Genomic DNA, 21,046 nt, shown 5'->3' on the forward strand with positions numbered 1-21,046 from the left:
GAGGCTCTGCTTACTTTGACTTTATGGTTTTAGTATTCACTTGTGTCTCTTCGTTTGAAGTATAGTTGTCTGGTGTTATAGTCTTATAGCTGAACTCTGCATCAGAGATAGACTTAACTATATATTTCTTCTTACCCTTTTCGTATTTATTTTTCAAAGCTGTGAACTGTTTCATAGCTTTATTCTCATTCTCAGCATACATCGTAACGCAAGTTGGATAGCTTACCAAACCATTGTTCTGAAGGTAATAACGGAGTTGATATGAGTAGTCTTCACGATTAGCAAGGAACTTAGTACGGTCGTTTGCAAGGTAGGCATCCACCTTCTGAATATTGGTCATATAAACCGTTGAATCATTAAAAGAGGCTGCAAAACCAAACATATATACCTTTGCAGGCTTGTATCCTTTTGCGTTACTACTATTTACCCATCCCAGCAGGAGTACTGCTATAATTAATACCTGACGTAATTTCATCTTAAATTAATATCTTACAATGTTAATGTTATTGTCCTAAATAAGCCTTCAAAACCTTACTATTGGATAGTTGGCGTAGACGTCTTATTGCTTTTTCTTTAATCTGTCTTACCCGTTCACGTGTGAGATTATATTTACTTCCTATCTCTTCCAATGTCATTTCACGTTGGTTAATTCCGAAGTAAGCCTCTATAACCACCTTCTCTCTATCCTCAAGAATCTGTAAAGCTCTTCCAATTTCTTCCCGTAGACTCTCTTCAACCAACTCTTTATCAGTTGATGGTGTGTTATCATTAGGAATAACGTCAAGTAAGCTACTTTGCTCGTCGTCATAGAATGGAGCATCTACCGAGACATGACGTGAATTAACTTTCATTGCATCAACAATCTTGTCTTCTGGTATATCAGTGTTCTGTGCTATCTCATCAATACTCGGACGGCGTTCGTTCTCTTGTTCAAACTGTGTCAATATCTTATTGATTTTATTGACAGAGCTTACTTGATTTAGTGGTAATCTGATGATACGACTTTGTTCTGCTATTGCTTGCAAGATACTTTGTCTTATCCACCATACAGCGTAAGAGATAAACTTGAAGCCACGTGTTTCATCAAACTTCTCTGCTGCCTTGATTAATCCTACATTACCTTCGTTAATAAGATCGGGCAGAGAGAGCCCTTGATTTTGATATTGCTTTGCGACAGAGACAACGAAACGCAGGTTTGCTTTCGTCAGACGTTCTAAAGCTTTTCGATCACCATTTCGAATCTTTTGAGCAAGCTCAACTTCTTCTTCGATACTGATCATTTCTTCGTGACCGATTTCCTGCAGATACTTATCGAGAGAAGCACTCTCTCGATTCGTAATCGATTTTGTGATTTTCAATTGTCTCATGTGCTTAGCATTATTTTAAGTGATGGCAAATTTACACAAATTCAATGAGTTAAACAAATAAAAAAGTAAAAAACTCACATAAGAATCTATAATGATTTTGTGTTGTGTATTAGGTTTTTGGTCTTTTAACGGTTTCTTGTTGACCGATAGGAGTATAATGGTTTGTAATGACTGTATATTCTCTTAATGTTCATACACTGTCTTTTAGTTTGATAAGAGGAGGACTAATTTGAATCCATAATGGCTCTTATGTTGTGTTTATTGTACAAAAAGAGTGTCCCCACAAGTTAAATGTATAGATTGTTAAAAGAATAATACTAATCCACTTACATGGTATTAATGCCCCCAATTATTTTTTTTTATCAAGGGATATAGACTACATGATAAATGTAATTAGGTCTGATGTCTATCTGTCTTCTACAAACAATTTATGGTTCTTCCGTTAAATGGATAGATATCTCTGATTAGTTATATATAAAAAGCTGGTATTATGTATCTTTGTAGTGACCAAACTTCAAGAACATGAATACCAGCATAATGCAAAACGCCTTAGGCGTCTCCCAACAAGATTGTCAGAATCTGCGCTACGAAGGTAATAACTTAGTTTTAGAAATCCAAACTCCAAAGGAAAAACTTTGTTGTCCTGTATGTGGAAGTCATAATATTAATCGTAACGGCAGTCATATTCGTCGCTTTGTAAGTGTGCCTATAGGTCTGAGCAAGACCTATATAGACATGCGTGTACATCGTATTCAATGTCATGACTGCGGCTGTATTAAACAAGAAAACATCGACTTTGCGAAAGGAAAACGTCGACACACTATAGCTTTTGCAAATATGGTGCTTGATTTGTCTCGCTTTGCAACAATTCAAGATATATCACGGTTCCTACAGGTATCCTAGGATGTAGTACGTAATATACAGATGGAGTTTCTACAGTCAAATTACTCTAACCCAGACCTTTCCATGTTAAGACGTATTTCCATTGATGAGTTTGCCACTCATAAGGGGCATGTATACAAGACCATAGTTGTAGATTTGGATAATGGTCATATTGTTTATGTCGGTGATGGCAATGGGAAGAATGCTCTTGATGGATTTTGGGAACGGCTCGGCAAAGACAAAGAGCATATACAAGCAGTATGTACAGACCTTTCTGCAGCATATACAAGAGCTGTAAGTGAGCATCTTCCCAATGCAGCACTTGTAGTAGACCACTTTCATGTAACCAAGCTTATGAACGAAAAGCTGGACTTGCTAAGGAGACAGTTATGGCATTAGGAAAAGGACATCAACAAGCGTAAAGTAATCAAAGGAACACGTTGGTTGTTACTCAGAAATGGAAATGATATCTTTGATCATGCACACAGAAATAGACTGGAGAACGCACTAAGCCTAAACCGTCCGCTAATGATTGCCTATTATCTCAAAGAAGATCTTAAGGAAATATGGAATCAGTGTAGTAAGCAAAAGGCTAAAGCTGTGTTGGATGAATGGGTAAAGCAAGCTATAGAATCCAAAATACAACCATTAATGAAAATGGCGTCAACTATTAGAGCATACAAGACATACATATTAGCATGGTATGACCATTATATAACAAACGGAACAATAGAAGGAATTAACAACAAAATAAAGGTTTTGAAAAGACAGATATATGGGTTCAGAAATGAAGAATACTTCAAATTAAGACTATATGCACTGCATGATAGGAGTCTACGCATTTAACGGAAGAACCCAATTTATTCCCTTACTTGTTGAAGTTTGTAAACTATTTTCAGATGACTCGAAGCCAATATATGCTCTTTTGGCTTCTTAAAGACGCCTAATTGGCTTGTAAAAGATGCCCTTTAAGACTCTTACTAACGCCCTTTTGAAGTCCTATTAAGCACCTTTTGTTTTGCTGTTTTATAACTGATTGATATACTGTTGGTTATAAAGCTGCTTTTCATATGTGTTTTTGTCGTTATTTATAGATGTTTTATTTGAAATTATGTAATAATTTTTCAAGGCATTGCTTATCAAAAAATAATCCCCCATTCTTGTGTCTAAAAATCAAGAATGGGGGATTCTTATTTTGTCAGCTTTTCAGCTGAAAGTTATCTGTCGTTAATCAGCAAGAGGAATAGCGAAGTAAGCCTTCTTACCAGTTGGGTAAATACCCTGAACGTAGAGAACTGGGTCCTTGCTGGTAGATGCCTTCTTAACGATATTCTGCAAGTCGTCAATATTCTTCACCATGGTCTCGTTTACATTCTGAATGATGAAGCCACGATTGATTCCGGCAGCCTTCAATGCACCATTGTTAACCTTCAGTACCTCAAGACCATAGTTGATGTTCAACTGCTTCTTAAGGGCATCTTGTACTGGACGGAACTGACCACCAAGAACGTCGATGTCAGCCTGCTCGATTACCTTTGTCGTACCCTGTGCATTCTTCAGTGTGATAGTCTTTGAGATTTCTTTCTTATTGCGGATGAAAGTAACGGTTGCCTTATCGCCAGGACGCTTGCTGTTGAGAGCCTGCTGAAGCTCAGACATACGTGTTACCTTTTGTCCGTCAAACTTAGTGATAACATCACCCTTTGCCAAACCTAAGGCTGCCCCATTTCCTTCTTCTGAAACCTCGCTAACGTAAACACCAGCATTTGTACCAAGGTCAACGTTCTTGCCTTCTTCTTTCTGAGCGTTGATGAAGTTCAGTACGTCACCACCTTGAATGCCGAGCATTACACGTTGTACGCTACCATACTTCTTGATATCATCAACAACCTTATTCATTATTGATGTAGGGATAGCAAAACCGTAACCACTATATGCACCAGTCTGTGAGTAGAGCATAGCATTGATACCTACTAATTCGCCTTGAGTGTTAACCAATGCACCACCAGAGTTACCTTGGTTGATGGCTGCGTCAGTCTGGATAAAACTCTCGATACCATTGCGAGTAGCACCCAAACCACGTGACTTAGCACTTACGATACCTGCTGTTACAGTATTGTTGAGGTTGTAAGGGTTACCAACTGCAATTACCCATTCTCCAACTTTCAACTTGTCTGAGTCGCCAATAGGAAGGGTAGGGAGATCCTTTGCGTTTACCTTTAGCAGTGCGAGGTCAGTCTGCTTGTCAGTGCCAACGATGCGAGCAGAGAACTCACGGTTGTCATTCAGTGTGACTGTCAATTCATCAGCACCCTCAACAACGTGATTATTTGTTACGATATAACCATCAGGTGAGATGATAACACCGCTACCTGTAGCCTCCTTCTTAGGAGTCTGAACCTGCTGACGGCGTGAACCATTACCTTGGTTAGGATTTCCAAAGAAACCAAATGGGTCGAAGAAACCACCAAATGGGTCATCTTGAACATCAACGGTCTGTGTCTTAGAATTCTGTACATACTTAATGTGAACGACAGCTGGAAGAGCTTTCTCAGCTGCGTATGTAAGGTCAACTGGCTGACCAGGAGCTACAACTGGGGCTTCCGCAGCATACACTTTGATGAAAGCGCCAGTAGAAAAGGCGAGGGCTGTAACACATGCCGCGCCTGCCAAATACTTTGATAAATTCTTCATATTCTTAATTATTTGTTCGTTAATTACTTTTTTATGTGCCAAGCCGTCATTATTTGTAAATGTCTTGTTGACATATTTTGGAATGCAAATATAGGAGCAAATTTTGTAAAACCGACATTTTGTCAGTTATCTTTATCCGATTTTAACAATTAAAAATTAACACTTAACGACTATTAATCTGATGTGATGTAAATTTTGCATTTATTTGTTTTGGGTAGTCATTTTGTTCCTATTTGTCAGTTTATTGTTTTGATAAGTTGACAAAATGAAAGGAAATGTAAGTCGTCGTGTTATGTGGTTGATGTTATCTCACTTTTTGAAGAGGGCTTTTGGTGAGTGCGTTATTTAATATCTATAGCCACTTAAAACTGCTGTGGAGACGCTAAAACTACTGTATGTTGGGATTATTTTCATGAAAAGAAATAATTATGTTCACGAGTGGAAATATTTTTTTCATGAAAAGAAATATTTATTGTCATGAAAATAATTTTGTGAAAGTGTACTCTAATGTGCGTAAAGCATTGTTTTAAAATGTGTATAGTATAAGTATAATTTAGGTGTAAAGTTAACTTTAAGCATCTTGTTTGATAGCTTGATATGCTATTATGTTGTTATAATTATCTTAATGTCTATATGTTTAGGTTCACACAATAACTTCTTTCAGTCTTTTTATACTACCTCTTTTCTTGGCTAAGTTTAGATTATCATTGAAATATTTTGGCTTTTCCATGTTTTCCATTATCTTTGCATTCTGATAAGGCAGTGTTCCGGCTCTGTCGCTGGCATCTGTAATGGATGCGAGAGGAAAGTCCGGGCAGCATAGGGCATCCTGCTTCCGAAAATAGAAGCTATTGGTGACAGTAGATGTAGGCAGAAGAAAATAACCGCCACGCAGTAATGTGTGGTAAGGGTGAGAAGGTGGTGTAAGAGACTACCAGCAGGCGGGTAATCGTCTGGCTGTGCCGTTCAGGAGCTGCAAGTTCATGTAAACCGTTGTTTGAGGGTAGCCCGCCCAAGCGTAAGCACAACGGAGGGTAGAATGCTTTAATTGCAAGGTGACTTGTAATATAGATAAATGACAGGCATCTTCCTATTATCGAAAGATGAGGAAGAAACAGAACCCGGCTTATAGGAACACTGTTTTATTTTTCTTTCATATACGCCCCTCTTCTCACATTCTGTTTGGAATGATGGAGGAGAGTTGGGAGTTTTTTATTAATATAAAAGCATTGGAAAATCATGAAAGATTTAGAAGAACAGTATGTAACTGTGTTGGATGATTTTCAACACACAGTAGAAAATAAAATCAGAAATCATAAAGACGAAGTGGGCTTCCCTCAGTTACCAGCTAATGTAAGTGAGGAGGAACTTTCTAATTATCTTTTTGATTACCAAGCGGCTTTGGACAGTGAGGGTACAGAGCGTTCACGTTATACAATAGCGGGTTTCCTTTTGTGCTTACCGATATTGATATTGTCGGCATTTCCAGACGATTCGCTTCCTTTTAAAGGAATACTGAATGTGTTGGCTGCTATCGGTGTCGGCTTGGTTCTCTTCCTTCTTTATAGGGTAATGATGAAGGTTTTAGTGCGTAACAAGATTCGTCGTGCTAATCAAGACTATCCAGAGGCTAAGGCTTATGTAGATCGAGTTATGGATTTTAAGTAAGTTTTGTTAATGATTTAGTTGTAGTATGGAATTACCTGATTTTCAAAAGTATAAAGATAAGTTTACCCAACAGGGTTTCTTTGATAAGATTCAACGTGTAGCAAAGCGTGCTGGTGCAAAATTGGTATATGTGGCATTGATTTTGTATTATTTGATACAGAGTGATAAAGTGTCACTTAAGGATAAGGCTATTATCATTGGTGCATTGGGTTATCTAATCTCACCACTTGACGCAGTACCTGATGCTATTCCTATTGCAGGACTATCAGACGACCTCGGTGTTTTGCTTTACGTATTAAATAAGGTGTGGGCTTCTGTTGATGATGATATGAAAAAGCAGGCACGCGAAAAGCTGTCAAAGTGGTTTGACGATGATGAAATGGAGGTAGCAGAAGATATCTTTACGGAAGATACTACCGATACTCCAGTGTGAAAAGTAGAATAAGGAGGAAAAGATGTGGCAGTATATTGTCTTAGCCATAGTGATTTTATCAGCTGTAGGCTATGTGGTTTATCGTACGTGGCAATCGTTTCGAGCAGCAAGCGATCCATGTCATGGATGCTCGGGTTGTACCATTCATAATCAGTTAAAGAAAAAGCAGAAACTGGGAGGTCATAAGAAGCCTGCTTGTTTTAAATAGTTTCATCTAATAAACCTATCAATAGGATTACTTGGACTTAACTTTTTACTCGATGTCTGCGAGAGATTCTTGGCTTTTTACATGAAGAAGATTTTACGTAATCTTTATTGAAAAAAGTTTCTGAATTGTTTGGTTAAACCGAAATAATTGATTACCTTTGCACTCGCAAATCGCAATTATGATTTGTAATAGAATGGTGCTTGGGCCGGGAGGTTAGGCAATGGTCTGCAAAACCATGTAGAGCGGTTCGATTCCGCTAGGCACCTCAAAGGACTCTCAGTATTGAGAGTCTTTTTTTATTTCTATAACTTTGTCAGCACATCAATAGTTGTGGTTTACTTTTTTCTTTCACAACAGAGTAATATGTAAATAGTTCTTTCTACTTTAAGTATAGTAGGTTGGGTGGAAGACTATAAACTTTCCATGTGATTGGTACTTGCCGTTCGCACCATGTGTGTTGAGCCTTCGCACGATATGTGTTTGCCCTTTGTTTGTTATAATGAAGGTTTATTGTGTCTTATTTACGATAGAGGGTATGCGGGTGTGTGTAGACAAGGCAAATCGCTAATGTGAGATAACCCCTTAGGATTTGTCATCAAGAATGCTTCTGTGGTATAACACTCATTTCTCACTTAAACCCCATAGTCCTGCTTTTGTATAACAATGTGATTTCTTTAGAATAAAATTTCCTGTTACTTCTGTCATTCGAAATATACTTCTAATCCGTTGATATGTAGTATGTTTATATGAAGTGTTAAAAGTGACAGCAAAGTGAAATCAACATAATTATAGTAATATAGCTGCATTTTGTTTGTGAGAAAGAAGGTAATGAAGACTTTTGTAGAGCTTTTGGTTTATCAAAAGATTGCGTGAAGTTACTTTTAGAAACTTCACGCTGAAATATATTTTTAAATGAACGACTAATTTCACTTCTTCCCACTTATGTTCATCTTATAAATGAGATGCAACATTAAGTAATTTGGAATAGCATTAAAACGTGTCTCGGTTTTTCCTTGCCCGTTTATCTCATAACTTATGCTCTTGAGTTGATGAAATATATCGTACCCTTCGAGTTTGGCTGCCAGTTTCCCTTTTAAGAAGCTCTTACTAATGTATACGTTACAAATTAAATCATTAGCATTTATAAGAGGATCTGAATAACCTCGGCGGCTAAACATCTTAAGATCCATACCTGTTTCTAATCCAAATTTAAATTTGTATGAACCTAACATACCATAATTAAAATCCAAGGTACGTATAGTTGAGAAATTTTCACGTCTACTATTAGCATATCTCCATTTCATTTCGCCAATCAAGCTACAAGTCAATCCTCCTTTTTGATAATTTAAAGATAGATTATCCTCTAACCAATGGTTGTTCACTTTACTCAATATGCTTTCTGCTTGACCTGTCACTCCTGTGAAGTCTACATTGTGGTTGTAACTATAGACAATAGCGTTTACTAATGTGAAGTAGTTTTTATTATCTAATGGAAATGTTTCATATAATCCAATATTGCCATACCAGTTTCCCTTAACATTTTGTGGTTTATATGTATATACACCCGTTGTAGGATTGTAAGTAAAACCATTAGCAACAGCATTCTGATTAATATTGATATTTATAAATGCCATTGGCAGCTTAAATCGCCTATTGTTGTTATAACTAAAGGTTAAAGATACATTTGTTTTTCTACTATTTTTCAAATTCGGATTACCTAAAGAGATCGCTAAAGGATTGGAATTGTCAGATCGGGTAATTTTTGAGTAAAGATCTGGAGTTTCCATTTTCGAAGTCATAGTACCGTAAAAACTGTATTTGTTTATTGTAAATCCCATATTTAGAGACAATCCTGCAACCCAATTATATTGTTTGACAGAAGTGTTTAGCAATGAATTGCGATAGTCAAGCTTTTCACTTTTGTAACCAACAGACACGTTTGTATTGAAGAACACATTGTTGTGATTTTTAGATTTTGAACAACCAAATCCGAGTGAAACCGAATTTTGCTTACTTATATAAAACCCTTTGTAACTATTGTTAGCATCTAATGCGAGTAGGAGTGAATCACGAGAAGAAGGTAAACTGCCAAAATCGTGATTTTCTTCCTGCCATTTGTATAGTTTGTCTAATCTGTATTTTTGGTTGTTTCGGTAACTTCCTTTTTGCTGATATTGATATCCAGTGAAAAGTCTAAATCCATTAGGAATCACGAATGTATATTGTGGTCCTAAACGATAATTGTAGGAGTAAGATGGAGTGTTGTCATATCGATTGCGATAATCATTTATAGCATTGCTTTTTAAGTACTTCAACTGGTAATTGTTAAACATTGAATTTGTAGTATTTAAATAGTCACCTTCTATCAATGCCGATATACGGTCACCAGATGGTAACTGTTTATATGCATTGACATTAGCGAAAGTTGTAAGTGAATGACCGAATCCATATGTTTTAGAAGACAATCGGTTTACACCAAAATCATTTACAAGTCTGTTTCTTGAAGAGGAGAATATCGTATCTAATATTGCTTCTGTACTACCTATTGTTGATGGGTCTGCATTGAAGCGTGCTGAACGGACAGTTCCCCAATTATCAAATTTATTGTAATTTAAGCTTATGGTTGATTTTAGGAAAATGGGTGTTGAAATCTTTAAATTATTTTGAAAGTCATAAATAAAGTTCTTGGATTTAACATCTGAGATGCTACGATTAAAGTTGTTTCCTCCAGTTAAGAAAGATTCAGCTATCATTTGACTGATATTATGTGTATCTCTCCATGTGAAACTTGTAGACATATTATTTTCCAATGTGTTTTTTTCATTGCTAACAGCAGCGTTGAGACCTACTGTTCTTTGTATAACCTGACCGTTTGGTAGCTTGGTTGGATCCCAATCTCCCTTTTCTCCGGGTTTGCGGTCTTCATTCACATTATTAATGTTTGAGAAAATAGATAACTGCAATCGTGGTGTGAAATATAATCCGAACGCTTTGGTTGCATACCTGCCGTTCGTACCACCAGCTATATCAAAGTTAGCTATAAAAGTTTTTTCATATTTTTTCTTTAGTGAGATATCCATGATGTAGTCTTTCTTATCAATATCAACACCCATAGCCTGACTTCTATCAGTACTTTTTTCAAATACCTTTAGATTTTTAACAGTATAGTTTGGCAAATTCTCTATTAATTGTTTGTTATTTCCCTTGAAGAAATCTTTACCGTTAAGTGTAAGATAATCTAATTTTCGGCCATTGATGAATATCTCGCCATTACTATTAAGCGTAGCGCCTGGTAATTGTCTGATTAGCGCATCAAGCATACTTCCCTGAGGGAGGTTGAAGGCATCTGCATTATATATAATAGTATCACCCTTCATTACCATCTTAATTTTTGTACTCTTAACAACAATCTCGCCTAACATATGCTCTTTATTTTCCATTCCTTTTCTCTTGATAGGAATGTCTTGCATGTCAATGCTTGTGTTTCTACTTTTGAATAGTAGTTCTTTGTCGACAAAAGTTGTAAAATAATCAGGATGTTCTATTTTAAAAATGTATTTTCCCTCACTCAAATTCTTTTGCATATAGAAATAGGAGTCGGGATGAACAGCTTTGTCGTTCCATATAAAGGTGCGACATGTATCTATTACTGTACTATCTGCTGATAGCAAAGTTAGTTTAACATTTGATATAGGGAGGTTTGTAAAAGAGTCTACAATACGACCATGAATAGTATAATTTCGTGTTGGGGAAAGTAATACTTTTTTTTGATAAGCTGATATTTGTTTTGGTAGTAATATTAATAAAGCAAGTAAGACAACTTGTGCCCATTTTAGGTTTTTCATATTCATATTTTTTATAAATGAAGAGTATGTTTGATTATTCTAATCACCCCTTTAGCCCAATTTACATTGGTCTAAAGAGTATGTGATATAATTGTTGCTATATTTTAAAAGAAATAGGAAGATTATATATAGCTTTTATTGTCTTATTTTTGGTGTTATCAGGTTTATCTTTTGACATTTTTTCTATTTCTTGTAAATCCTTCTGATTATATGAAGTGTCTTTTATATGCGTTACATTCAGGGACGAAACAGAACCTTTTGCGTCAACAGCAAAAGAGATATTATATATACGCACATTAGTACTATTTTTCTCTGGTAATTCTGAATCTTTTATGTCAACGTGAGAATCTTCGATTACATTACTCGGAGTAGTATTATTTATAGTTTTTTGTTCGATAATAGTATTTATTCTATCATGCGGCACCTTATGTACTTGTTTTTTGTCTTTCTTAATAGTATTTCCTTTTGAGGTCTTTGATGTGAAAATTAGTTTCTTTTGATGTACATTGTATGCTTTTGTATTAACAGGTACAATTACTTCATTATTTACAATTTTGTTTGATACTAATGAGTGCGCTACACTCTCAATATTTTTGACGACTAATAGTGTAGCTATTACTGGAATAAGAAGGGCATATTTTGCCTTTACTATTACTCTTGATCTACGTTTGTTCATCATTTTTATACGCTTTTTAAGAAGTAAAACATTGAAATTATTTAGAATAGTAGGTGTCTTTTTATGATAAGTCATCCCCAACAAGTGATACTGGTAACTTTTTTGATTACATCCTACTTGCACAACATGAAAATCTGCAAGGTATTCAAGATTGAGTCTGATTTCTTTTTTTAACAACCATGCAAAAGGATTGAACCAACATAAGATAGTAAATAATTCTGATAGCATTACATCTATGGAATGCTTCTGTTCTACATGACACTGTTCGTGAATTAATATCTCTTGTAGTTGTGATTCATACAGTACTTCTCGATTAACAAAAATCCACTGGAAGAAAGAAAAGGGGCTCCCATTCTTCTCGATAATGTGTATCTTAAGCCCTTTAATGATACTTATCTCTGTTTTTTTTGCTAATCTGTATATTCCAATGAGTTGAATTACAAAGCGTAGCAGAAAGATGCAAACACCACCCATATATATCCACAAAAGTACAGTATTCCATGACAGCACCATGGCTTTGGATGAAGGAGAAGGAGCTTCTGACAAGACTGTTTCAGCATATGTATTAGCCATATTTTGAGTAGCCTCACGAATACTAATCCAATTACTAAAATCAGCAAAAGGGACTAATAAAGCTATAAGGTATATATTCAACAACATAAATCTTCGCCAGCTAAAGAAAGTATCATTAGTAAACAATAGGCGATAAAAACCATACAAAAAGATGGTAATAATGTTTATTTCAACAAGGTATGAAAGCATAATCCAAATATTTTTTATACATTATCTTTAATACAGATAGCTATAATATCATAGTATTACTCTTTTCCTTTCTCTATTTCACGAATAATGTCTACCAAATCTTTAAACGATAGATCCTCCTCCTTGGCAAAGAAACATACCATCTCTTTAAATGAATCTTTGAAGTAGTCATGTACAAATCCTCTCATAAAACGATGTTTATACTCCTCTTCCTCTATGGCTGGTAAATAACTGTATGCAATGCCCTGCTTTTCTTGGGATATGTACCCTTTTTGTTTAAGATTCCTCATAACAGAAGCTACTGTGGTGTAGGGAGGTTTAGGTTCAGGGAGTTCCTTTAGAATCTCTGTTACCGTACATTTTTTTAGCTTCCATACTTTTTGCATAATTGCTTCTTCTTGAATAGATAATTTCTTCATATAAAATTTATAATGCTTTTTTGTTTTACTTTCAAAAATGTTGTTTGTTACTTAATAACATTCTGCAAAATTTCAAATGCGCTGTAAAGCTACTAAATTTTCGTAGATTACGATAACATTCTTCAGAAAAGAAAGCAAACTTGTCGTCCTTTTATGTTTATTTAACTAATTTGGTTTATAGAATTTATAAGATAGCAAACGCTGCTACAATCACTATTGTTTACTGCTACATGTTTTTGGGATACATGAATTACTGTCACTTCTGTCATGCGCATATTACTCTTAACTGGTTGATTTGTAGTGTGTTTACACGAAGTGTTAAAAGTGACAGCAAAGTAAAATAAAAATTATTATAGTAATATGGTTACATTTCCGTATGAAAAGAAAATGTCCTCATACAGTTCAAAAGTCATCTGTGGGATGTTTTAGGACTGACCCAGTTTTAGGACTGATGCCCAAAAAAAAGTTCTACTGAGCCGGGATCTACAATCTCGGGATGTTGCGTCAGCGGTTTGATGGTAATTGGTATAGAAAGCAAAAGAGTTGTAATCAAATGATTACAACTCTTTTGTGGGTAGTGATGGATTCGAACCACCGAAGCAAGAAGCAGCAGATTTACAGTCTGCCCCATTTGGCCACTCTGGAAACTACCCAAGGTGGTGGGCGTTGACGGATTCGAACCGCCGACCCTCTGCTTGTAAGGCAGATGCTCTAAACCAGCTGAGCTAAACGCCCTTACTTTTCGTAAGCGGTTGCAAAAGTAGTCATTTTATTTTAACTGTGCAAACTTTATCATGGTTTTTTCTCCTTTTTTCTATTATATGACAAAGAAATGTTCTTTTAGAGTAGGTGTGGTATGGTGATATAAATAAAAACTCCCTATGAGTAGCTTTATGACTCATAGGGAGTTGCTTATTTTAAAGTCGCTTTTAGCTTCTCACAAAGTTCAAGATGAAGAGAACTGCTAATACAACGAGTGTCCAGTTCAAATCCTTCCACTGACGTGTAAACGTCTTCATGAATACATATGCAATGATTCCTAAGCAAATACCATCAGCGATAGAATAGCAAAGCACCATTGTAATCATTGTGATGAAAGCAGGGAATGATTCTGTAATATCCTGAAGATTGATTTTCTTTACAGAGTCAATCATCAGTACACCTACCATAACTAAAGCTCCACTTGTTGCAGCACTTGGGATAAGTAGGAAGATAGGGGAGAGGAAGAGGGATACGATGAAGAAAAGACCTACTGTAAATGCTGTTACACCAGATCGACCACCTTCTGCAATACCGCTTGCGCTCTCAACGTATGTTGTCAGCGTTGAACTACCCAACATAGCACCACAAGTTGTACCGATAGCATCACTCATCATTGCTTCCTTAACGTGAGGGATGTTGCCATTTGGTTCAACTATACCTGTTTTATCAGCTAAGCCCATCAGAGTGCCGATAGTGTCAAAGATGTTTATTAAGAGTAGAGAGAATATTACCAATACAGTCTTAAGATTCAGAAGACCTGAAAAGTCAAACTTACAGAAGATAGGAGTTATGTCCTGTGGTGCAGAAACTGGTAGCCATCCATTAGGAAAAACCGTTACGCCCATTGGTATACCTATAATTGTTGTGATGATGATACCCCAGAACAAAGAGCCTTTGACGTTTCTTGCCATGAGCGCACCACTGAGTAAGATAGCAATAATACCAAGAATACAGGTAGGTGTGAAGGCTCCTAAGCCAACGAGGGTTGCATCGTTATTAACGATAATGTTTGCATTCTTCAGACCGATAAAAGCAATGAATATACCAATACCAGCTGATATGGCATAGCGTAAATTTGTCGGGATGGCATTGAGAATCATCTCTCGTACATTGAAAAAAGTAATTGCAATGAAGAGAACACCCTCAATGAGCATGATAGCAAGTGACTGCTGCCATGTAAACTTTAAAGATACGCAGAGTGTATAGGCAAAGAAGGCATTAAGACCCATAGATGGAGCTTGTGCAAAAGGAAGCTTTGCCATAAATGCTAACAACAATGTAGCTATAGCTGCTGCCAGTGCTGTACCAGTGAAGAGCGCTCCCTTGTCCATACCAGTACTTGCAAGGATACTTGGATTAACTGCTAAGATATAGCTCATAGTTAAGAATGTCGTTGCTCCAGCAATAATCTCAGTGCGGAGCTTCATCGACTTGGGGTTAAAGCCGAGGGCTTTTTCTAAGAAAGTCATCATTGTTTTAAGGTTTAAATACTCTTTAGTTTATATTGATGTTTTGTTTATCCAATCATCAAGAATCATTCTCGCTATTGATAAAGGCTCAGGAATGGTTGGTAGGTTGTCCTTTGTAAACCAGGCTCCTTTTGACAGTTCGCTTTGTTGTAGATGAATGTCCCCACCGTCATAATCGGCATTAAAACCTACCATCAGACCACAAGGATAGGGCCAAGGTTGTGAACCAAAGTATCGGATGTTCTTTATCTTGATTCCTGTTTCTTCTTCTACCTCACGGTGTACAGCTTCTTCGAGTGTTTCACCAGTCTCAACAAAGCCTGCTACCAGTCCATAGAAATCTGTTTTGAAGTTACGAGCATGTACCAAAAGGACTTCGTCGCCTCGGTGTACAAGAACGATGACTGCTGTTGCCAATTGTGGCCATACTTCTTTTCCACAGTTCGTACAACGCTTTGATATATCGGTGTGCATCTTCATCGGTGCACCACAAACGCCACAGAACTTAGTGTTATTATCCCAGTAAAGTAGTTCATGACACTTACCAGCCTTGAGATAAAGTTCCTTGGAAAGGTGGTAGAAGGATGGACGTAAGCCACACATCTCATACAGAGGATTGTCTGTAATTGGTTGGTCGATCATGACTGCCTTCACTTCTGTACCGTCTTCCATTGGTGTGACGTTCAGTACGTGTGTCCAAGGATGTAGTGTTACTGGAGCTTCTTCAGAAAGTGGAATGGTATAGCCTTTATCCACTTTCTCAAGCATAATATCTGTCTTACAGAAAACAAACCAGTATTTCTTCATTGGTCTCAGTATTAATCTTTTACCTGATTCTATTAACCCCTAAACTGTCTTTATGTTTATTGCTCTTAGGTTACTTTTCCTTCTGATTTGGTTATTCACCAAAGAGAAGTTTACGATCACGTGCAGCAGCAGGAACGGTCCATGTCTCTGGAATAAATTTCCAGTTATGGTTTGGCTGTGGATTCATCACACCAGCTTTCTTTATCTCTTCCATTAAATAATGGCGTTGGTCTTTTGGACTTTCCCAAATGATTCGACTCTTCAAAGAGTCACGTGGAATACCAGCACCCTTGGTTAATAACTCGCCACCACCATTAGCACGATAGCTATTAACTGCTACTGTATACCACTTATTCTCATCAAATGGTTCTCCATTACTCATGCGAAGGATATGTACCTTTTGTCCATCAGGTTTCGTAACATCGACTTCATAATCGATACCAGCTGCTGAATCAAAGTTGAATGAGAAGTTCTTGAAGCCAAGACGTTGTGCATCATTCTGTGTATTTGAGAGCAAAAGTAGATGATCTTCTGGGCTTTTCATTGTGTTACACCATAGGTCATAACTCATTTCAAGATGCTTACGAATCTCTTTACCAGTCAGACGCATGGTGCAGAGATTGTTCTCATATTTATAAAGATTGAACATATCAGCAACAGTGATAGGACCAGACTTGATAGATGCGTTGAATAATAAAGGTGCATTGAAAGCAATATCTGCCTTAGTAATCTCCAACTCCAAGTTGAGGATAAGGTCGTTGAAAGCAGAGTTGCCGAAATAACTATCTTTTGTATAGATAGTATTTTCAAATCTTCCAATTACCTGGTCGCTCCATGCTTTTACAGCATCAATCTCTGGTTGGAAGTGTTGAATGAAAGCTTCGTCAGCTTTGAGTTCTTTTACATCAACCAATTCACCCGTAGCTTTTGTTACGGTGTATTGACGCTTACCTTTGACAGTCTTAGGTCTAAGGGTTAATGTTGCTATCGCTACACGTTGTGCATTGTTAGCAGGGTCAAGGCAGATTACGTCTTTACCAACAATATTCTTTTCAATAGAACTATGTGGAGTATGGTCATGACCGAAGAAAACAATATCAAAACCAGGCATTTCCTTTGCTACTTTCTTCGAAGCATCTTCATCGTATTCAGGTGTCTTGATACCACCATCCCAGCCAGAATGGAACAAACCAACAATAACATCTGGCTTTTCTTTCGTCTTCACCTCAGCCATTGTTCGCTTGGCACAAGAGACCATTTCTTCAAAGCGTAGACCACTCCAGATACTCTCTTTCAACCAGTTAGGTATAGCAGGGGTGAGCATACCGATAACACAAACCTTAATACCATTCTTTTTCTTGATAGTATAATAAGGTAAGATATAAGGCTTATTAGTCTTTGTGTCGATAATATTTGCACCAAGGATAGGGAACTTCAGCTCCTTAAACCATTTGTCATAAACCTTATGTCCTGTTTCAATATCGTGGTTTCCAACCGTTGCTACGTCATATCCCATATAGTTAAGCACACTTGCAGCGATGTTAGTCTTCTCTGGTGCAACGTAATTATAATAGTAGGAGATAGGCTGACCTTGTAGGATATCGCCATTATCCAATAAATAGACATTGTCTTTCCCATCCTTCTTACGCAGCTCTTCTACTAATGTATAGACTCTTGCCATAGAACCGCTCTTAGGCTTTCGAGTGATGAAATCGTATGGAAAGAAGGAACCATGCACGTCAGTTGTTTCGATAAGTTTGATGGTAACATCCTTCTGTTGTGCCATAGTTGAAGAACTGAGTCCTAACATGATGGAAAGTAATATTGTTGAAAGTTTCATAATTTTATTTTTAATTCAACTGCAAAAGTACTAAATTATACGGAAAAAAACGAACTTGTTTTGTTATGTTTCAACGTCTCTTTTGATGGTTAGTTGAGTTGGGATAGTGTGTATGTCTTAAAGGGTAATATAGAATTGTTTGATAATGTGCTCTGTCGTATAAGAATGTGTAATTCATTTAAGGGGTCTTCAGCAATTTGGAGTGATACCTTTTGAGATTAGAACTCTGAAGAAACGTCACACAGAGAAATGGAGAGCACAGAGGATTGTTTATAACAAAGCTATTGTTGACACAGAGGCACCATTGGTGCGTGGAGAAACAGAGGATACTTGCGAGTTTTATTAATACTATTAATACTTTGGTCTACTTCATTACAAAGCAGTGGTTTCGCAAGATTTCTTAAAACGTTTATTACCAAAGTAATCAGCAACACATACACTACGGCTCTGTCGCTCTTTGTGCCTTCGGCACCTCCGTGATATTGTCTTTTATGCTTTCACCTCCGTGTTCTCCCCCTCTCTGTGTGACTTTTATATGTAGTAGGTTTACTTTATCACTCCAAATTCCTGAAGAACCATTTAAGGTGCATTGTAGGAAAATGTCAGGAGCACACGTCTTCTGTTGCTTTCATAAATAGTTGTTTTTATTTTTTTCTTGATTTGCTTTGATATTTTAATCTTTTTTGTTACTTTTGCGTCCGAATTAGAGATTAATCACGATGATACAAGCAATAAATTTTAATTTTAATAAGCGTAGCGCCTTACAAAACAAAGGTGTTCACCACGCTATTGCTGTATCTAATTCATTGATGGACGAGAGTAAGAAAGTTGAAAAAAAAATAGTAAATTATTTGGTAGTTCCAAATAATTTTATACTCTCTCTCTCTCTCTCTCTCTCTCTCTCTCTCTCTCTCTAGTAGAGCAGGCTTAACTAACTTTTTAATTCCTTTCGTACGCGCGCGAGGCTCGCCGTACAAACCCTGTAAACAAAGGACTTTTAGGAGTTTCCTTTGTTCTTTTTGGTGTTCTTATATAAACCAAAATATTGAGAAATTAAGAACGAGATAACAACTAATTTTATTTAATAAAAGCAATGGTAAAAAAAAGAAACATTTATTCTACACCTACGTGTAAGATTATCCAAATGGAGGCTTCTTGTTTTATTTGTAATAGTATAACACCTCATGGTAGCGCCTCCACAACTGTTTCATGGGGAACAGAAGAAGAACATGAAGGGGGAACCATATCTTTGGGTGATGAAACAACAATAGCTCCAAGCAAAAAATCTTTTTTTGGCGAGGAGAATGATTAACTAACTTACAAAAACTTTAATATGAGATCTTTATTAAATTTTAAATTATTTATTTCATGTCTGTTTGCAGTATGTTTGATGACTGCTTGCAATAATAGTGATGGACTTGGTGAGTCAGAGAACAAAAAGGTCAATGTCGTTGAGAAGATAAAGTTCAAAGTCAACTTTACAGACTACAACGAAGATGAAGAATTACAAGGAACGCGTAGCTCTTCATTGGTAGCAGGCGACACTTTGAATAAGCAAGTAGTGAATTTGGGAAATGGCTTACTAGCCCTTGTTACTATGCAAAAAGATTCTGTGCAAACAAGTCGTCACCCTGTTACACGGGCTCTCGATAATGAAACATATACCATGCTTGCTTATAAGAATGGTACTTTGGCAGGAACAGTAACAGGAACAGTAACTGGCGGGGTTTTCACAGCGACAAGTGCCAATGAAAGTATTCAACTTACTCCTGATACGTATGATTTTGTTCTTTATAATAGTAAAGTAAATCGTAGTGGGGATAATCTCTCCGTTAACCGTTCAGATATAGAATCTGCATTGATAGGTCGTACAACATATACTGTCACTGCTGCCCCGACAAAGCAGCAGGTTGTATTCCAAATGAAGCATGCAGGTGCAAGAATGCGTATCAAGTTGACAGGTTATATGAAAATTGAATCTACAACCAAAGGGGTTCTTTCATCAGTAAATTCGACAGATGTCCCAGGCACAGCTGTTTATAATGCATCCACAGGTGTTTGGTCAGCAGGAACTGGAGCATCTATAAGTGGAAATTGTACTTTCCCTGAAAGTTCGGAATGGCTTAACCCTGTGACATATACTAGTAAAAGTAATGAGTACCAATACTTCCTACCATCAACCGATGCTTCGAATCTTAAATTTACTTTTACAGGTGGTGAAATTTATAAAATAAATATGAGCGGGGCGTCTCTTAAGTTGTCTCCAAATCCTGTCCTAACCATGAAGTCTAATGCTTCTTATCTTGTAAATATAAAACTAATGTATAGTTTTCTGTATCTGTTCAGTGATGGAAGTACAGGACTTATTGATAAATCAATCTATGGTGGGGGAACTAAAACACCTGTAGGAGTCGTTGTAAGCCGTAGTAAGCGATTAGCTATAGCTTTAAAGAATGCTAATAACGGAGCAACAGTCCAATGGACAACCAACACAAGTCTTAATACATGGACAAATACTAACGTTTATCAGTATCAGGATGCAATGTTCCGTTATGATGGTGAAGATGAAACATGGAACCCTGCCAATAATCGACCTAACGCAGGAACAGTGGCAAAAGGAGATAATAATGCACTCTTCCCAGCTTTTTATCGTGCCGGGCATTATTCTGACGAGTTACAAGCTGCTGGTATTTCTATGACTGGAACATTATCAGGTAAGAAATGGCATCTACCAGCTTTTGGAGAAATGAGACTTATGACAGAAGCCCTTGGTTTTGCAAAGCCTGTAACTCCGTCATCATCTAGTTCTGAATTTTATGGGCAACCATGGTATCCAAGATTAGCTGATATCGCCTTTACCCAGGTAGGAGGGACAAGTATCCTTCTAAATGATGGTGGTATAAATCGGATTTATTATTGGACAAGTACTGATATAAATGGTTATGGTGGTGGTTGGCCTGGAGCTATTGGTTTATACAATGATGTATCATCCACAACATTTTGGTTTAGTGGTGGTTTAAATAATTATAAAACGAAATACCATTATGCACGAGCTTTTATCAATTACTAACATTCTGGACTTATTGTAAAGCATATATTGAATGTAGAGAAAAATCTATATGTTTGTCGTAAAATTATATTAAAATATAACGGCTTACAATATATGAATAAAGCAATTTGACAGAAATAATATATATGTTTTACAACGCTCCGT

Annotated in this window: 15 protein-coding genes, 3 tRNA genes, 1 other RNA gene and 1 pseudogene; 9 read left to right on the plus strand and 11 right to left on the minus strand. The window is 36.8% G+C overall.

What is annotated here, in order from left to right; translation table 11 throughout:
• Positions 1-10: 10 nt before the first annotated feature.
• Positions 11-475, minus strand: a complete 465-nt coding sequence (locus J4861_RS07570; protein ID WP_211817484.1) for a hypothetical protein — start codon at positions 473-475, stop codon at positions 11-13.
• Positions 476-503: 28 nt separating this feature from the next.
• Positions 504-1,367 (minus strand): sigma-70 family RNA polymerase sigma factor, encoded by an 864-nt coding sequence (locus J4861_RS07575; protein WP_004360834.1) that lies wholly within the window; start codon positions 1,365-1,367, stop codon positions 504-506.
• A gap of 522 nt (positions 1,368-1,889) precedes the next feature.
• Here J4861_RS07575 and J4861_RS13560 point away from each other — a divergent pair.
• Positions 1,890-3,095, plus strand: a pseudogene (locus tag J4861_RS13560) (ISL3 family transposase).
• Positions 3,096-3,476: 381 nt separating this feature from the next.
• On the opposite strand, the gene J4861_RS07585 reads toward J4861_RS13560, so the two are convergent.
• A complete protein-coding gene (locus J4861_RS07585) occupies positions 3,477-4,943 on the minus strand; it encodes a trypsin-like peptidase domain-containing protein (RefSeq protein ID WP_211817485.1) in 1,467 nt (488 codons plus the stop codon).
• A gap of 759 nt (positions 4,944-5,702) precedes the next feature.
• Between J4861_RS07585 and rnpB the strand changes: the two genes are divergently transcribed.
• The 5 genes from rnpB (at position 5,703) to J4861_RS07610 (ending at position 7,518) form a co-directional block, all read left to right on the plus strand.
• An RNA gene (rnpB, locus tag J4861_RS07590) (RNase P RNA component class A) lies at positions 5,703-6,088 on the plus strand.
• 94 nt (positions 6,089-6,182) lie between these two features.
• A complete protein-coding gene (locus tag J4861_RS07595; protein ID WP_211817486.1) occupies positions 6,183-6,611 on the plus strand; it encodes a hypothetical protein in 429 nt (142 codons plus the stop codon).
• A gap of 25 nt (positions 6,612-6,636) precedes the next feature.
• Complete coding sequence (locus tag J4861_RS07600; protein ID WP_211817487.1) at positions 6,637-7,044, plus strand: YkvA family protein; 408 nt, start codon at positions 6,637-6,639, stop codon at positions 7,042-7,044.
• A gap of 22 nt (positions 7,045-7,066) precedes the next feature.
• Positions 7,067-7,252: a FeoB-associated Cys-rich membrane protein gene (locus J4861_RS07605; protein ID WP_211817488.1), complete on the plus strand. Its 186-nt coding sequence runs from the start codon at positions 7,067-7,069 to the stop codon at positions 7,250-7,252.
• A gap of 195 nt (positions 7,253-7,447) precedes the next feature.
• Positions 7,448-7,518 (plus strand) — tRNA-Cys (locus J4861_RS07610).
• A 660-nt stretch (positions 7,519-8,178) separates the two neighbouring features.
• On the opposite strand, the gene J4861_RS07615 is transcribed toward J4861_RS07610, so the two are convergent.
• The 8 genes from J4861_RS07615 to J4861_RS07650 all read right to left on the minus strand — a co-directional run bounded on the left by J4861_RS07615 (position 8,179) and on the right by J4861_RS07650 (position 17,832).
• A complete protein-coding gene (locus tag J4861_RS07615) occupies positions 8,179-11,097 on the minus strand; it encodes a porin family protein (RefSeq protein ID WP_211817768.1) in 2,919 nt (972 codons plus the stop codon).
• A gap of 97 nt (positions 11,098-11,194) precedes the next feature.
• Entirely contained in the window at positions 11,195-12,535 is a 1,341-nt protein-coding gene (locus J4861_RS07620; protein ID WP_211817489.1) for a M56 family metallopeptidase, read from the minus strand.
• Positions 12,536-12,591: 56 nt separating this feature from the next.
• Complete coding sequence (locus tag J4861_RS07625) at positions 12,592-12,954, minus strand: BlaI/MecI/CopY family transcriptional regulator (protein WP_013264871.1); 363 nt, start codon at positions 12,952-12,954, stop codon at positions 12,592-12,594.
• A 571-nt stretch (positions 12,955-13,525) separates the two neighbouring features.
• A tRNA-Tyr gene (locus J4861_RS07630) sits at positions 13,526-13,607 on the minus strand.
• A 4-nt stretch (positions 13,608-13,611) separates the two neighbouring features.
• Positions 13,612-13,689, minus strand: a tRNA-Val gene (locus J4861_RS07635).
• A 194-nt stretch (positions 13,690-13,883) separates the two neighbouring features.
• A complete protein-coding gene (locus tag J4861_RS07640; protein WP_211817769.1) occupies positions 13,884-15,185 on the minus strand; it encodes an NCS2 family permease in 1,302 nt (433 codons plus the stop codon).
• Positions 15,186-15,215: 30 nt separating this feature from the next.
• A complete protein-coding gene (nudC, locus tag J4861_RS07645) occupies positions 15,216-15,992 on the minus strand; it encodes an NAD(+) diphosphatase (protein ID WP_211817490.1) in 777 nt (258 codons plus the stop codon).
• 91 nt (positions 15,993-16,083) lie between these two features.
• Positions 16,084-17,832, minus strand: a complete 1,749-nt coding sequence (locus tag J4861_RS07650) for a bifunctional metallophosphatase/5'-nucleotidase (protein WP_211817491.1) — start codon at positions 17,830-17,832, stop codon at positions 16,084-16,086.
• Between the two features lie 719 nt (positions 17,833-18,551).
• On the opposite strand from J4861_RS07650, the gene J4861_RS07655 reads away from it, so the two are divergent.
• The 3 genes from J4861_RS07655 to J4861_RS07665 all read left to right on the plus strand — a co-directional run bounded on the left by J4861_RS07655 (position 18,552) and on the right by J4861_RS07665 (position 20,902).
• Positions 18,552-18,749 carry a hypothetical protein gene (locus J4861_RS07655; RefSeq protein ID WP_211817492.1) on the plus strand — a complete coding sequence of 66 codons (198 nt, stop codon included), beginning with the start codon at positions 18,552-18,554 and terminating at the stop codon, positions 18,747-18,749.
• 176 nt (positions 18,750-18,925) lie between these two features.
• Positions 18,926-19,144 carry a hypothetical protein gene (locus J4861_RS07660; protein WP_211817493.1) on the plus strand — a complete coding sequence of 73 codons (219 nt, stop codon included), beginning with the start codon at positions 18,926-18,928 and terminating at the stop codon, positions 19,142-19,144.
• A gap of 21 nt (positions 19,145-19,165) precedes the next feature.
• Positions 19,166-20,902, plus strand: coding sequence for a hypothetical protein (locus J4861_RS07665; protein ID WP_211817494.1), 1,737 nt, complete (start codon positions 19,166-19,168; stop codon positions 20,900-20,902).
• The last annotated feature ends 144 nt before the right edge of the window (positions 20,903-21,046 follow it).

Origin of the sequence: Prevotella melaninogenica, assembly GCF_018127925.1 — a bacterium.
Taxonomy (GTDB): Bacteria; Bacteroidota; Bacteroidia; order Bacteroidales; family Bacteroidaceae; genus Prevotella; species Prevotella melaninogenica_C.

What these genes read in the sequence shown, in the direction of transcription:
- J4861_RS07570 (WP_211817484.1), bottom strand. Translation starts at nt 475, where the DNA reads ATGAAATTACGTCAGGTATTAATTATAGCAGTACTCCTGCTGGGATGG.
- J4861_RS07575 (WP_004360834.1), bottom strand. Translation starts at nt 1,367, where the DNA reads ATGAGACAATTGAAAATCACAAAATCGATTACGAATCGAGAGAGTGCT.
- J4861_RS07585 (WP_211817485.1), bottom strand. Translation starts at nt 4,943, where the DNA reads ATGAAGAATTTATCAAAGTATTTGGCAGGCGCGGCATGTGTTACAGCC.
- J4861_RS07595 (WP_211817486.1), top strand. Translation starts at nt 6,183, where the DNA reads ATGAAAGATTTAGAAGAACAGTATGTAACTGTGTTGGATGATTTTCAA.
- J4861_RS07600 (WP_211817487.1), top strand. Translation starts at nt 6,637, where the DNA reads ATGGAATTACCTGATTTTCAAAAGTATAAAGATAAGTTTACCCAACAG.
- J4861_RS07605 (WP_211817488.1), top strand. Translation starts at nt 7,067, where the DNA reads ATGTGGCAGTATATTGTCTTAGCCATAGTGATTTTATCAGCTGTAGGC.
- J4861_RS07615 (WP_211817768.1), bottom strand. Translation starts at nt 11,097, where the DNA reads ATGAAAAACCTAAAATGGGCACAAGTTGTCTTACTTGCTTTATTAATA.
- J4861_RS07620 (WP_211817489.1), bottom strand. Translation starts at nt 12,535, where the DNA reads ATGCTTTCATACCTTGTTGAAATAAACATTATTACCATCTTTTTGTAT.
- J4861_RS07625 (WP_013264871.1), bottom strand. Translation starts at nt 12,954, where the DNA reads ATGAAGAAATTATCTATTCAAGAAGAAGCAATTATGCAAAAAGTATGG.
- J4861_RS07640 (WP_211817769.1), bottom strand. Translation starts at nt 15,185, where the DNA reads ATGACTTTCTTAGAAAAAGCCCTCGGCTTTAACCCCAAGTCGATGAAG.
- nudC (WP_211817490.1), bottom strand. Translation starts at nt 15,992, where the DNA reads ATGAAGAAATACTGGTTTGTTTTCTGTAAGACAGATATTATGCTTGAG.
- J4861_RS07650 (WP_211817491.1), bottom strand. Translation starts at nt 17,832, where the DNA reads ATGAAACTTTCAACAATATTACTTTCCATCATGTTAGGACTCAGTTCT.
- J4861_RS07655 (WP_211817492.1), top strand. Translation starts at nt 18,552, where the DNA reads ATGATACAAGCAATAAATTTTAATTTTAATAAGCGTAGCGCCTTACAA.
- J4861_RS07660 (WP_211817493.1), top strand. Translation starts at nt 18,926, where the DNA reads ATGGTAAAAAAAAGAAACATTTATTCTACACCTACGTGTAAGATTATC.
- J4861_RS07665 (WP_211817494.1), top strand. Translation starts at nt 19,166, where the DNA reads ATGAGATCTTTATTAAATTTTAAATTATTTATTTCATGTCTGTTTGCA.